The organism is Pseudomonas sp. LPB4.O, from assembly GCF_038383825.1.
Classification (GTDB): Bacteria; Pseudomonadota; Gammaproteobacteria; order Pseudomonadales; family Pseudomonadaceae; genus Aquipseudomonas; species Aquipseudomonas putida.
On the sequence record NZ_CP151298.1, the window covers coordinates 530,717 to 543,004 of the forward strand.

Consider the following 12,288-nt stretch of genomic DNA (forward strand, 5'->3'; position numbering starts at 1 on the left):
TTTGGCTTTCTTGCAAGACAATAGAGTCGCAAGACAATCAGTGGAGCTAGTAGATGGCAACTATCAACCAGCTGGTACGTCAGCCGCGTAAGCGTTCGGTCGAGAAATCCGACGTTCCTGCGCTGCAGAACTGCCCGCAACGTCGTGGCGTGTGCACCCGTGTGTACACCACCACGCCGAAAAAACCTAACTCGGCACTGCGTAAAGTATGCCGTGTGCGTCTGACCAACGGTTTCGAGGTTTCCTCGTACATCGGCGGTGAAGGCCACAACCTGCAAGAGCACAGCGTCGTCCTGATCCGTGGCGGCCGTGTTAAAGACTTGCCAGGTGTTCGTTACCACACCGTTCGCGGCTCTCTGGATACTTCGGGCGTTAAAGGCCGTAACCAGGGTCGTTCGAAGTACGGTACCAAGCGTCCGAAGTAATCGGTCGTTTGCACACATCCATTTTTTTGAGTCGATAAGAGTAAGGTCGGGCAGGGGTCGTAGACCCACGTCCCGGGCTAACCTGAAGACCGTTTGAGGGCTTATCATGCCAAGACGTCGTGTAGCAGCAAAACGTGAGATTCTGGACGATCCTAAATACGGATCCCAAATCCTCGCCAAGTTCATGAACCACGTGATGGAAAGCGGCAAGAAGGCCGTGGCCGAGCGCATCGTTTACGGTGCACTGGACAAGGTCAAAGAGCGCAAGAACAGCGACCCCCTGGAAATCTTCGAGAAAGCTCTCGACGCCATCGCTCCGCTGGTCGAAGTAAAGTCCCGTCGTGTCGGCGGTGCCACTTACCAGGTTCCGGTTGAAGTTCGTCCATCCCGTCGTAATGCTCTGGCAATGCGCTGGCTCGTAGACTACGCCCGCAAGCGTGGCGAGAAGTCGATGGCTCTGCGCCTGGCTGGCGAGCTGCTGGATGCCGCTGAAGGCAAAGGTGCTGCAGTCAAGAAGCGTGAAGACGTTCACCGTATGGCTGAAGCCAACAAAGCGTTCTCGCACTACCGCTTCTAATTCAGGCATCAATCATTTTGCGAGGGCTTTATGGCTCGTACTACAGCAATTAACCGCTACCGTAACATTGGTATCTGTGCCCACGTTGACGCGGGCAAGACCACCACTACCGAGCGGATCCTGTTCTACACAGGCCTGAGCCACAAGATGGGCGAGGTGCATGATGGCGCCGCGACCACCGACTGGATGGTGCAGGAGCAGGAGCGGGGTATCACCATTACCTCCGCTGCCGTTACCACCTTCTGGAAAGGTTCTGTTGGTCAGTATGACAACTACCGTGTAAACGTTATCGATACCCCCGGCCACGTTGACTTCACCATTGAAGTAGAGCGTTCGCTGCGCGTACTCGACGGCGCGGTCGTTGTGTTCTGCGGTACCTCCGGCGTTGAGCCTCAGTCCGAAACCGTATGGCGTCAGGCCAACAAGTACGGCGTTCCACGTGTTGTCTACGTGAACAAGATGGACCGTGCCGGTGCTAACTTCCTGCGCGTCGTAGGTCAGATCAAGAACCGTCTGGGTCACACCCCGGTTCCTGTTCAGCTGGCCATCGGTTCGGAAGATAACTTCCAGGGTCAGGTCGACCTGATCAAGATGAAGGCTATCTACTGGAACGAAGATGACAAAGGCACCACTTATCGCGAGGAAGAAATTCCTGCCGATATGCTGGAGCTGGCTCAAGAGTGGCGCTCCAACATGGTTGAAGCGGCTGCCGAGGCCAGCGAAGAGCTGATGAACAAGTACCTGGAAGGCGAAGAGCTGACCGTCGAAGAGATCAAAGCCGGTCTGCGCGCGCGCACCCTGGCCAGCGAAATCGTACCGGCCGTCTGCGGTTCGTCGTTCAAGAACAAGGGCGTTCCCCTGGTTCTCGACGCCGTCATCGACTACCTGCCTGCTCCGACCGAGATCCCTGCAATCCAGGGTATCAACCCGGACGACAAGGAGCTGGACAAAGAAGATCCGGCTGTTCGTAAAGACGTGCGTCACGCCGACGACAACGAGCCGTTCTCGGCTCTGGCGTTCAAGATCGCGACTGACCCGTTCGTGGGTACTCTGACCTTCGTTCGCGTCTACTCGGGCGTTCTGACCTCCGGTGACTCCGTCATCAACTCGGTCAAGGGCAAGAAAGAGCGCGTTGGTCGTATGGTGCAGATGCACGCGAACCAGCGTGAAGAGATCAAGGAAGTGCGCGCTGGCGACATCGCTGCACTGATCGGCATGAAGGACGTGACCACGGGCGAAACCCTGTGCAACGCCGACAAGCCAATCATCCTTGAGCGTATGGACTTCCCTGAGCCGGTCATTTCGCTCTCCGTAGAGCCGAAAACCAAGGCTGACCAGGAGAAGATGGGTATTGCACTGGGCAAGCTGGCCCAGGAAGACCCGTCGTTCCGCGTCAAGACCGACGAAGAGACTGGCCAGACCATCATCTCGGGCATGGGTGAGCTGCACCTGGACATCCTCGTTGACCGCATGAAGCGCGAGTTCAACGTCGAAGCCAACATCGGCAAGCCGCAGGTTTCGTACCGCGAGAAGATCACCAAGTCCAACGTCGAGATCGAAGGCAAGTTCGTTCGTCAGTCGGGCGGTCGTGGTCAGTTCGGTCACTGCTGGATCCGTTTCTCGGAGCCGGACGTAGACGAGAAGGGCAACATCACCGAAGGTCTGGTGTTCACCAACGAAGTCGTTGGTGGTGTGATTCCTAAGGAATTCATCGCCCCGATCCAGAAGGGTATCGAAGAGCAGATGAAAAACGGCGTTGTTGCCGGTTATCCGCTGCTCGGCCTGAAGGCCACTGTATTCGATGGTTCGTACCACGACGTCGACTCCAACGAAATGGCGTTCAAAATCGCCGCTTCGATGGCGACCAAGCAACTGGCCCAGAAGGGTGGTGGCGTGGTTCTTGAGCCGATCATGAAGGTCGAAGTTGTAACCCCGGAAGATTACCTGGGTGACGTGATGGGTGACCTGAGCCGTCGTCGTGGGATGATCCAGGGTAATGAAGACTCGGTGTCCGGCAAGGTAATCACTGCTGAGGTACCGCTCGGAGAGATGTTCGGTTACGCGACCGACGTTCGTTCCATGTCTCAGGGTCGCGCAAGCTACTCCATGGAATTCTCCAAATACGCCGAAGCTCCGTCGAACATCGTCGAAGCACTCGTTAAAAAACAAGGCTAATCCCCTTTAGGCAAGAGGTTCACTGTCGTGGCTAAAGAAAAATTTGATCGTTCCCTTCCCCACGTTAACGTCGGCACTATCGGCCACGTTGACCACGGTAAGACCACTCTGACCGCAGCTCTGACTCGCGTCTGCTCCGAAGTTTTCGGTTCGGCAGTCGTTGAGTTCGACAAGATCGACTCGGCTCCGGAAGAAAAAGCGCGCGGTATCACCATCAACACCGCTCACGTCGAGTACAACTCGAACATTCGTCACTACGCTCACGTTGACTGCCCAGGTCACGCTGACTACGTGAAGAACATGATCACCGGTGCTGCCCAGATGGATGGCGCGATCCTGGTTTGCTCGGCCGCCGATGGTCCGATGCCACAAACCCGTGAGCACATCCTGCTGTCCCGTCAGGTTGGCGTTCCGTACATCGTGGTCTTCCTGAACAAGGCTGACTTGGTAGACGACGCTGAGCTGCTGGAACTGGTCGAGATGGAAGTTCGCGACCTGCTGTCCACCTATGACTTCCCAGGCGACGACACCCCGATCATCATCGGTTCGGCTCGTATGGCGCTGGAAGGCAAAGACGACAACGAGATGGGCACCACTGCCGTCAAGAAGTTGGTTGAAACTCTGGACAGCTACATCCCAGAGCCAGAGCGCGCTATCGACAAGCCGTTCCTGATGCCAATCGAAGACGTATTCTCGATCTCGGGTCGTGGTACCGTTGTTACTGGCCGTATCGAGCGTGGTATCGTCCGCGTTCAGGATCCGCTGGAAATCGTTGGTCTGCGTGACACCACCACCACCACCTGCACCGGTGTTGAGATGTTCCGCAAGCTGCTGGACGAAGGTCGTGCTGGCGAGAACTGCGGCGTTCTGCTGCGTGGTACCAAGCGTGACGACGTTGAGCGTGGCCAGGTTCTGGTCAAGCCAGGTTCGGTCAAGCCGCACACCAAGTTCACCGCAGAAGTCTACGTCCTGTCGAAGGAAGAAGGCGGCCGTCACACTCCGTTCTTCAAAGGCTACCGTCCTCAGTTCTACTTCCGTACCACTGACGTGACCGGTAACTGCGAACTGCCGGAAGGCGTTGAAATGGTAATGCCAGGTGACAACATTCAGATGACTGTTACCCTGATCAAGACCATCGCAATGGAAGACGGTCTGCGCTTCGCTATCCGTGAAGGCGGTCGTACCGTCGGCGCCGGCGTCGTAGCCAAAATCATCGAGTAATCACTCGACCGATTGAAAAAGGCCTCCGCTCAGCGGGGGCTTTTTTTATTGGGTTGACACTAAATTGGGGCGTCTATAGAATCACGCCTCCTTTTAGCGGGCGTAGTGCGTCCGTTGGGAACAGCCTGGAGTCTGAAATCCAATGCAAAATCAGCAAATCCGTATCAGGTTGAAGGCTTTCGACCATCGCCTGATCGACCAATCCACCCAGGAAATCGTGGAAACCGCGAAACGTACTGGTGCACAAGTGCGTGGTCCGATTCCACTGCCTACCCGCAAAGAGCGTTTCACCGTTCTGGTCTCCCCGCACGTCAACAAAGACGCGCGTGACCAGTACGAGATTCGCACTCATAAGCGTGTTCTGGACATCGTCCAGCCAACGGATAAAACCGTTGACGCGCTGATGAAGCTTGATCTGGCGGCAGGTGTGGAAGTTCAGATCAGCCTCGGCTAAGACTTCGGTCTAGTCGTGTAACGCTCTGAAATGGGCGGCCATAGCGGGTGAAAGCCCCGTACACTCATGAGGTTTACAACATGACTATTGGTGTAATCGGTCGCAAATGCGGTATGACCCGCATTTTCACCGAAGAAGGTGTCTCCATTCCGGTCACGGTCATTGAGATCGAACCGAATCGCGTCACCCAGTTCAAAACTGAGGAAACCGATGGCTACCGTGCAGTGCAAGTCACTGTCGGCGAGCGTCGTGCTTCGCGTGTGACTGCCGCTCAGGCAGGCCATTTCGCCAAGGCTAACGTTGCCGCTGGTCGCGGTGTTTGGGAGTTCCGTCTTGAAGAAGGCGATTTCCAGGCTGGCGATCTGATCAAAGCTGAACTCTTCACTGCAGGCCAGCTGGTAGACGTTACTGGTCAGTCCAAAGGTAAAGGCTTCGCCGGTACCATCAAGCGCTGGAACTTCCGTGGTCAGGACAACACCCACGGTAACTCCGTGTCGCACCGTGTGCCTGGTTCCATCGGCCAGTGCCAGACTCCTGGTCGTGTGTTCAAGGGCAAGAAAATGTCCGGTCACATGGGCGCCGAGCGCGTGACTGTTCAGTCCCTGGAAGTAGTTCGCGTAGACGCTGAACGCAACCTGCTGCTCGTCAAGGGTGCCGTTCCTGGCGCTACTGGCGGCGACGTGGTTGTACGTCCAGCTGTCAAGGCTCGCGGTTAAGGGGAAACTGACATGCAACTCAATGTAAATGACGCTCAGGCGATCGAAGTTTCCGAACTGACTTTCGGTGGCGAATTCAACGAGACGCTGGTTCACCAAGCAGTCGTGGCCTACATGGCCGGCGGCCGTCAGGGCACCAAGCAGCAAAAGACCCGTTCCGACGTGGCTGGTGGCGGTAAGCGCCCATGGCGTCAGAAGGGTACTGGCCGTGCTCGTGCTGGTACCACTCGTGGTCCGATCTGGCGTGGCGGTGGTGTAACCTTCGCAGCTCGCCCTCAAGATCACTCGCAGAAGCTCAACAAGAAGATGTATCGCGCAGCTCTGCGCTCCATCCTCGCTGAGCTGGTGCGTAGCGACCGTCTGGTCGTGGTTCAGGACTTCGCTGTTGAAGCACCGAAAACCAAAGATCTGCTGAACAAGCTGAACGGCATGGGTCTGAGCGACGTACTGATCGTCTCCGACGCTGTTGATCAGAACCTGTACCTGGCTGCTCGCAACCTGCCGCACGTCGATGTACGTGACGTACAGGGTTCCGACCCGGTCAGTCTGATCGCATACGAGAAAGTGTTGATCACTGTCTCGGCCGTGAAGAAATTCGAGGAGCTGCTGGGATGAACCAGGAACGCGTATTTAAAGTCCTCCTTGGCCCGCACGTTTCCGAGAAGGCTACCGTTCTGGCTGAGAAAAAAGGCCAGTTCGTATTCAAGGTTGCTACCGATGCAACCAAGCTGGAAATCAAGAAAGCTGTCGAAGGCCTGTTCAACGTAAAAGTTGAAAACGTGTCGACTGTTAACGTTCTGGGTAAAACCAAGCGTACCGCACGTGGTCTGGGCAAGCGCAATGACTGGAAGAAGGCGATCGTCTCCCTTCAGCCAGGCCAAGATCTCGATTTCAGCAGCAGTGCTGAGTAAGGAAGGGGTGCATCATGGCAATCGTTAAATGCAAACCGACTTCCCCTGGCCGCCGTTTCGTGGTCAAGGTGGTCAACAAGGAGCTGCACAAAGGCGCTCCTCACGCACCGCTGCTCGAGAAGAAATCGAAGTCTGGTGGTCGTAACAACAATGGCCGTATTACCACTCGTCACGTTGGTGGTGGTCATAAGCAGCATTACCGTCTGGTCGACTTCCGTCGCAACGACAAAGATGGCATCCCAGCCACTGTCGAGCGTATCGAATACGATCCAAACCGTACTGCTCACATCGCCCTGCTGTGCTACGCAGACGGTGAGCGTCGCTACATCATCGCCCCTAAAGGCGTGAGCGCTGGCGACCAGCTGATCGCAGGTGCCCTGGCCCCAATCAAGGCCGGTAACTCCCTGCAGCTGCGCAACATCCCAGTAGGTAGCACCATTCACGGCGTCGAACTGAAGCCGGGTAAAGGTGCTCAGATCGCTCGTTCCGCTGGTGCTTCGGCTCAGCTGATCGCTCGTGACGGCGTATACGTGACTCTGCGTCTGCGTTCCGGTGAAATGCGTAAAGTACTGGCTGAGTGCCGTGCGACCCTGGGCGAAGTCTCGAACTCCGAGCACAGCCTGCGTTCGCTGGGTAAAGCAGGTGCCAAACGCTGGCGCGGCGTTCGCCCAACCGTTCGTGGCGTTGCCATGAACCCGGTTGACCACCCACATGGTGGTGGTGAAGGTCGTACCTCCGGTGGTCGTCATCCGGTATCGCCATGGGGCTTCCCAACCAAGGGTGCTAAAACCCGTGGTAATAAGCGTACCGACAACATGATCGTCCGTCGTCGCAAGTAACTAGAGGGATACGACAGTGCCACGTTCTCTGAAAAAAGGTCCTTTTATCGATCTTCACCTGTTGAAGAAGGTCGAAGTGGCGGTGGAGAAGAACGATCGCAAGCCAGTTAAAACCTGGTCGCGTCGCTCGATGATCCTGCCACAAATGGTCGGTCTGACCATCGCGGTTCACAACGGTCGCCAGCATGTTCCAGTTCTCGTGAACGAAGACATGGTCGGCCACAAACTGGGCGAGTTCGCCGGTACCCGCACCTATCGCGGGCACGTGGCTGACAAGAAAGCCAAGCGTTAAGGGGTAAGGAAATGGAAGTAGCCGCTAAGTTGTCGGGCGCTCGCATCTCCGCCCAGAAAGCCCGCTTGGTCGCCGACCAGATCCGCGGGAAGAAGGTGGGCGAAGCGCTCAACCTGTTGGCCTTCAGCAGCAAAAAAGCCGCTGAAATCATGAAGAAAGTCCTCGAGTCGGCCGTAGCCAACGCCGAACACAACGAAGGCGCAGACGTTGATGACCTGAAGGTCTCCACCGTCTTCGTCAACGAAGGGCGTTCGCTGAAGCGCATCATGCCACGTGCCAAAGGCCGTGCTGATCGCATCGTCAAGCGGTCTTGCCATATCACTGTCAAGGTTGCGGACAAGTAACGGAGTCGATCAGATGGGTCAGAAAGTACATCCCACTGGCATTCGCCTGGGAATCGTCAAGGAGCACACCTCCGTCTGGTACGCAGACGGTGCTACTTACGCAGATTACCTCTTGAAGGATCTGAAAACGCGTGAGTACCTCCAAGACAAACTAAAAAGCGCGTCCGTAAGCCGTATCGATATTCATCGTCCGGCTCAAACTGCACGCATCACCATCCACACTGCTCGTCCCGGTATCGTTATCGGCAAGAAAGGTGAAGATGTTGAGAAGCTGCGTCAGGACCTGACCAAGCAGATGGGTGTGCCTGTGCACATCAACATCGAAGAGATCCGCAAGCCGGAACTCGACGCTATGCTGGTTGCGCAGAGCGTAGCTCAGCAGCTGGAACGCCGCGTAATGTTCCGTCGCGCCATGAAGCGCGCCGTACAGAACGCCATGCGTATTGGTGCCAAGGGCATCAAGATCCAGGTGAGCGGTCGTCTCGGCGGTGCCGAGATTGCTCGTACCGAGTGGTATCGCGAAGGTCGTGTGCCTCTGCACACCCTGCGTGCCGATATCGACTACAACACCTACGAAGCTCACACCACTTACGGTGTGATCGGTGTGAAGGTTTGGATCTTCAAAGGCGAAGTTATTGGTGGTCGCCAAGAAGAACTGAAACCACAAGCACCAGCGCCTCGTAAAAAAGCTGCTAAGTAAGGGGTACGCCAAATGTTGCAACCAAAGCGTACAAAATTCCGCAAGCAGATGACCGGCCACAACCGTGGTCTGGCACTGCGCGGTAGCAAAGTCAGCTTCGGCGAATTCGCCCTGAAAGCTGTTGCTCGCGGTCGCCTCACCGCTCGCCAGATCGAGTCCGCACGTCGTGCGCTGACCCGTCACGTTAAACGTGGCGGCAAGATCTGGATCCGTGTGTTCCCGGACAAGCCGATCTCCAAGAAGCCTCTCGAGGTTCGTATGGGTAAAGGTAAGGGCTCCGTGGAATACTGGGTTGCCCAGATCCAGCCAGGCAAAGTCCTGTACGAGATCGAGGGTGTTTCTGAAGAGCTGGCGCGCGAAGCTTTCGCCCTGGCTGCTGCAAAGCTGCCTCTCGCCACCTCCTTTGTTAAGCGGACGGTGATGTGATGAAAGCGAATGAACTTCGTGAAAAATCGGCACAGCAGCTGAACGAGCAACTGCTCGGCTTGCTGCGTGACCAGTTCAATCTGCGTATGCAGAAAGCAACTGGCCAGTTGGGGCAGTCGCACCTGCTCTCGCAAGTTAAGCGTGACATCGCTCGCGTGAAAACTGTGCTCAACCAGCAGGCAGGTAAGTGATCATGGCTGAAGCTGAAAAAACCGTCCGTACGCTGACTGGCCGTGTCGTCAGCGACAAAATGGACAAGACCATCACCGTTCTGATCGAGCGTCGCGTTAAGCACCCGATCTACGGTAAATACGTTAAGCGTTCGACTAAGCTGCACGCGCACGACGAAACCAACCAGTGCAAGATCGGCGACAAGGTTTCGATTACCGAAACCCGTCCGCTGGCCAAGACCAAGTCCTGGGCACTGGTTGAAGTCCTCGAACGCGCTGTTGAAGTCTAAGGGCTAGGGGTCGGAGAAATTTTATGATTCAGACTCAATCCATGCTCGATGTGGCCGATAACAGCGGCGCTCGTCGCGTCATGTGCATCAAGGTGCTCGGCGGCTCGCACCGTCGTTACGCCGGCATCGGTGACATCATCAAGGTTACTGTCAAGGAAGCAATTCCGCGCGGTAAGGTCAAAAAAGGCCAAGTGATGACTGCTGTTGTCGTGCGCACCCGTCACGGTGTTCGTCGCGCTGACGGTTCCATCATTCGTTTCGACGGCAACGCTGCTGTTCTGCTGAACAACAAGCAAGAGCCGATCGGCACTCGCATCTTCGGGCCAGTGACCCGTGAACTTCGTACTGAGAAGTTCATGAAGATCGTCTCGCTCGCCCCTGAAGTGCTGTAAGGAGATCCGACATGCAAAAGATTCGTCGTGACGACGAGATCATCGTGATCGCCGGCAAAGACAAAGGTAAGCGCGGTAAGGTGCTGAAGGTTCTCGCTGATGACCGTCTGGTCATCGGTGGTGTGAACCTGGTCAAGCGTCATACCAAGCCTAACCCGATGGCGGGCGTTCAGGGCGGTATCGTCGAGAAAGAAGCGCCTCTGCACGCTTCCAACGTTGCCATCTTCAACGGCGAAACCAACAAGGCTGACCGCGTTGGTTTCAAAGTAGAAGACGGTAAGAAAATTCGTGTCTTCAAGTCGACCCAAAAAGCGGTTGATGCTTGAACACTGCTAGGTAGAAGACCATGGCACGACTGAAAGAGATTTACCGGAACGAAATCGCTCCTAAGCTTAAGGAAGAACTTAAGCTGTCGAACGTGATGGAAGTTCCGCGCGTTACCAAGATCACCCTGAACATGGGTCTGGGCGAAGCGATCGGCGACAAGAAAGTCATCGAGCACGCAGTAGCTGACCTGGAAAAGATCACCGGTCAAAAGCCGGTCGTGACTTTCGCTCGCAAATCCATCGCTGGCTTCAAAGTCCGCGAAGGATGGCCGATCGGTGTCAAGGTGACCCTGCGTAGCGACAAGATGTACGAATTCCTGGACCGCCTGCTGGCGATCTCCCTGCCTCGGGTTCGCGACTTCCGCGGCCTGAATGCCAAGTCCTTCGATGGTCGTGGCAACTACAGCATGGGCGTGAAAGAGCAGATCATCTTCCCGGAAATCGATTACGACAAGATCGATGCTCTGCGCGGTTTGGACATCACCCTGACCACCACTGCTCGTTCGGACGACGAAGGCCGCGCTCTGCTGCGTGCTTTCAAGTTCCCGTTCCGCAACTGATTGGAGTAGGAAAATGGCCAAGAAGAGCATGAAAAACCGTGAGCTGAAGCGTCAGCTGACGGTAGCCAAGTTCGCTAAGAAGCGTGCTGAGCTGAAAGCGACCATCGTCAACGTTAATGCCTCTCCAGAAGAGCGTTTCGCTGCCGTTGTCGCTCTGCAGAAGCAGCCACGTGACGCTAGCGCCTCGCGCCTGCGCAACCGTTGCCGCCTGACCGGTCGTCCTCACGGTGTATACCGTAAGTTCGGCCTGGGCCGTAACATGCTGCGTCAAGCTGCAATGCGCGGCGACGTACCAGGTCTGGTCAAGGCCTCCTGGTAATCGCTGTCGGTGTGATCCCGGCGGAAGGGGAGCAATCTTCCGACCGCCGGTGACCTCGCCAAGAAACAAGCCCCTATATGGGGCTTGTTTCGTTTCTGCCTTGTGTCTAGAATGACCGGCTCACCCGAGCCTGGGTTTTTTACCCAATCCGCTCAGGTGGTTGTCATAGCCGCAAGGCTAATAATTCTTGTATCAGGAGCATCTAGCCCATGAGTATGCAGGACCCGTTAGCGGACATGCTAACTCGCATCCGTAATGCCCAGATGGCTGAAAAGTCCGTCGTAAGCATGCCTTCTTCTACCCTGAAGGTCGCGGTTGCCAAAGTTCTGAAGGACGAAGGTTACATCGCTGGCTACCAGGTAACTGGTGAAGCCAAGCCTTCCCTGTCGATCGAACTGAAGTACTTCGAAGGCCGTCCGGTCATCGAGGAACTGAAGCGCTCCAGCCGTCCAGGCCTGCGCCAGTACAAGGCCGTCACCGATCTGCCGAAAGTACGTGGCGGTCTGGGCGTGTCTATTGTCTCCACCAACAAAGGTGTGATGACTGATCGCGCTGCGCGCGCTGCCGGTGTCGGCGGCGAAGTTCTGTGCACAGTGTTCTAAGGGGGGATAGACATGTCTCGCGTCGCTAAGAACCCCGTTAAGCTGCCGTCCGGTGTCGAAGTCAAATTCGCAGGCCAGCAGCTTTCGGTGAAGGGTGCCAAGGGCACTCTCGAACTGAACGTTCACTCGTCTGTTGAAGTTACCGAAGAGTCTGGTGAGCTGCGTTTCGTCGCTCGCAATGGTGACCAGCAAGCTCGTGCCATGGCCGGTACCACCCGCGCTCTGGTTAACAACATGGTCCAAGGCGTAAGCCAAGGCTTCGAGCGTAAGCTCCAGCTGGTCGGTGTTGGTTACAAGGCACAGGCTAAAGGCACCGTCCTGAACCTGGCCCTGGGCTTCTCTCACCCAGTGGACTACGAACTGCCAGCCGGTATCACCGCTGAAACGCCTAGCCAGACCGACATCCTGATCAAGGGTATCGACAAGCAGCTGGTAGGTCAGGTGGCCGCTGAAATCCGCGACTTCCGTCCGCCAGAGCCTTACAAAGGCAAAGGTGTGCGTTACGCGGACGAAGTAGTCCGTCGTAAAGAAGCCAAGAAGAAGTAGGGC

21 protein-coding genes are annotated in these 12,288 nt (G+C 56.2%); all 21 read left to right on the forward strand.

The genetic code is table 11. From position 1 onward, the window contains the following. Positions 1-53 precede the first annotated feature (53 nt). The 21 genes from rpsL to rplF all read left to right on the forward strand — a co-directional run bounded on the left by rpsL (position 54) and on the right by rplF (position 12,285). On the forward strand, positions 54-425 hold the full coding sequence (gene rpsL, locus MRBLPB4O_RS02290; protein WP_003255492.1) for a 30S ribosomal protein S12: 372 nt from the start codon (positions 54-56) through the stop codon (positions 423-425). Between the two features lie 106 nt (positions 426-531). Then, the gene (gene rpsG / locus MRBLPB4O_RS02295; RefSeq protein WP_008089143.1) at positions 532-1,002 is read left to right on the forward strand and encodes a 30S ribosomal protein S7; all 471 of its coding nucleotides are present in this window, start codon (positions 532-534) and stop codon (positions 1,000-1,002) included. Positions 1,003-1,032: 30 nt separating this feature from the next. Next, positions 1,033-3,177, forward strand: coding sequence for an elongation factor G (fusA, locus tag MRBLPB4O_RS02300; RefSeq protein WP_306380436.1), 2,145 nt, complete (start codon positions 1,033-1,035; stop codon positions 3,175-3,177). A 27-nt stretch (positions 3,178-3,204) separates the two neighbouring features. Beyond that, positions 3,205-4,398, forward strand: a complete 1,194-nt coding sequence (tuf, locus tag MRBLPB4O_RS02305) for an elongation factor Tu (RefSeq protein WP_028614144.1) — start codon at positions 3,205-3,207, stop codon at positions 4,396-4,398. Between the two features lie 142 nt (positions 4,399-4,540). Beyond that, positions 4,541-4,852 carry a 30S ribosomal protein S10 gene (rpsJ, locus tag MRBLPB4O_RS02310; protein ID WP_003186070.1) on the forward strand — a complete coding sequence of 104 codons (312 nt, stop codon included), beginning with the start codon at positions 4,541-4,543 and terminating at the stop codon, positions 4,850-4,852. A gap of 80 nt (positions 4,853-4,932) precedes the next feature. Then, positions 4,933-5,568 (forward strand): 50S ribosomal protein L3, encoded by a 636-nt coding sequence (gene rplC / locus MRBLPB4O_RS02315; RefSeq protein WP_003257089.1) that lies wholly within the window; start codon positions 4,933-4,935, stop codon positions 5,566-5,568. 12 nt (positions 5,569-5,580) lie between these two features. Next, positions 5,581-6,183 (forward strand): 50S ribosomal protein L4, encoded by a 603-nt coding sequence (rplD, locus tag MRBLPB4O_RS02320; protein ID WP_003255485.1) that lies wholly within the window; start codon positions 5,581-5,583, stop codon positions 6,181-6,183. Next, a complete protein-coding gene (gene rplW / locus MRBLPB4O_RS02325) occupies positions 6,180-6,479 on the forward strand; it encodes a 50S ribosomal protein L23 (RefSeq protein WP_003255484.1) in 300 nt (99 codons plus the stop codon). The genes rplD and rplW overlap by 4 nt, the downstream gene beginning before the upstream one ends. A gap of 14 nt (positions 6,480-6,493) precedes the next feature. Next, a complete protein-coding gene (gene rplB, locus MRBLPB4O_RS02330; protein WP_008089816.1) occupies positions 6,494-7,318 on the forward strand; it encodes a 50S ribosomal protein L2 in 825 nt (274 codons plus the stop codon). 16 nt (positions 7,319-7,334) lie between these two features. After that, on the forward strand, positions 7,335-7,610 hold the full coding sequence (rpsS, locus tag MRBLPB4O_RS02335) for a 30S ribosomal protein S19 (protein ID WP_003255482.1): 276 nt from the start codon (positions 7,335-7,337) through the stop codon (positions 7,608-7,610). Positions 7,611-7,621: 11 nt separating this feature from the next. Further along, positions 7,622-7,954 carry a 50S ribosomal protein L22 gene (rplV, locus tag MRBLPB4O_RS02340; RefSeq protein WP_003103908.1) on the forward strand — a complete coding sequence of 111 codons (333 nt, stop codon included), beginning with the start codon at positions 7,622-7,624 and terminating at the stop codon, positions 7,952-7,954. Between the two features lie 13 nt (positions 7,955-7,967). Continuing rightward, positions 7,968-8,654, forward strand: coding sequence for a 30S ribosomal protein S3 (gene rpsC, locus MRBLPB4O_RS02345; RefSeq protein ID WP_003255481.1), 687 nt, complete (start codon positions 7,968-7,970; stop codon positions 8,652-8,654). A gap of 12 nt (positions 8,655-8,666) precedes the next feature. Beyond that, complete coding sequence (gene rplP / locus MRBLPB4O_RS02350) at positions 8,667-9,080, forward strand: 50S ribosomal protein L16 (RefSeq protein WP_003255479.1); 414 nt, start codon at positions 8,667-8,669, stop codon at positions 9,078-9,080. Then, positions 9,080-9,271 (forward strand): 50S ribosomal protein L29, encoded by a 192-nt coding sequence (gene rpmC / locus MRBLPB4O_RS02355; RefSeq protein ID WP_002555481.1) that lies wholly within the window; start codon positions 9,080-9,082, stop codon positions 9,269-9,271. The genes rplP and rpmC overlap by 1 nt, the downstream gene beginning before the upstream one ends. 2 nt (positions 9,272-9,273) lie before the next feature. After that, positions 9,274-9,540: a 30S ribosomal protein S17 gene (rpsQ, locus tag MRBLPB4O_RS02360; protein WP_023534981.1), complete on the forward strand. Its 267-nt coding sequence runs from the start codon at positions 9,274-9,276 to the stop codon at positions 9,538-9,540. A 23-nt stretch (positions 9,541-9,563) separates the two neighbouring features. After that, positions 9,564-9,932, forward strand: coding sequence for a 50S ribosomal protein L14 (gene rplN / locus MRBLPB4O_RS02365; protein WP_002555479.1), 369 nt, complete (start codon positions 9,564-9,566; stop codon positions 9,930-9,932). An 11-nt stretch (positions 9,933-9,943) separates the two neighbouring features. Further along, complete coding sequence (gene rplX / locus MRBLPB4O_RS02370; RefSeq protein WP_003255476.1) at positions 9,944-10,258, forward strand: 50S ribosomal protein L24; 315 nt, start codon at positions 9,944-9,946, stop codon at positions 10,256-10,258. A gap of 20 nt (positions 10,259-10,278) precedes the next feature. After that, positions 10,279-10,818, forward strand: a complete 540-nt coding sequence (rplE, locus tag MRBLPB4O_RS02375; protein WP_003255474.1) for a 50S ribosomal protein L5 — start codon at positions 10,279-10,281, stop codon at positions 10,816-10,818. Positions 10,819-10,831: 13 nt separating this feature from the next. Beyond that, complete coding sequence (rpsN, locus tag MRBLPB4O_RS02380) at positions 10,832-11,137, forward strand: 30S ribosomal protein S14 (protein WP_009681970.1); 306 nt, start codon at positions 10,832-10,834, stop codon at positions 11,135-11,137. A 209-nt stretch (positions 11,138-11,346) separates the two neighbouring features. Further along, positions 11,347-11,739 (forward strand): 30S ribosomal protein S8, encoded by a 393-nt coding sequence (gene rpsH / locus MRBLPB4O_RS02385; RefSeq protein ID WP_003255471.1) that lies wholly within the window; start codon positions 11,347-11,349, stop codon positions 11,737-11,739. A 12-nt stretch (positions 11,740-11,751) separates the two neighbouring features. Then, positions 11,752-12,285, forward strand: coding sequence for a 50S ribosomal protein L6 (rplF, locus tag MRBLPB4O_RS02390; protein WP_003255469.1), 534 nt, complete (start codon positions 11,752-11,754; stop codon positions 12,283-12,285). The last annotated feature ends 3 nt before the right edge of the window (positions 12,286-12,288 follow it).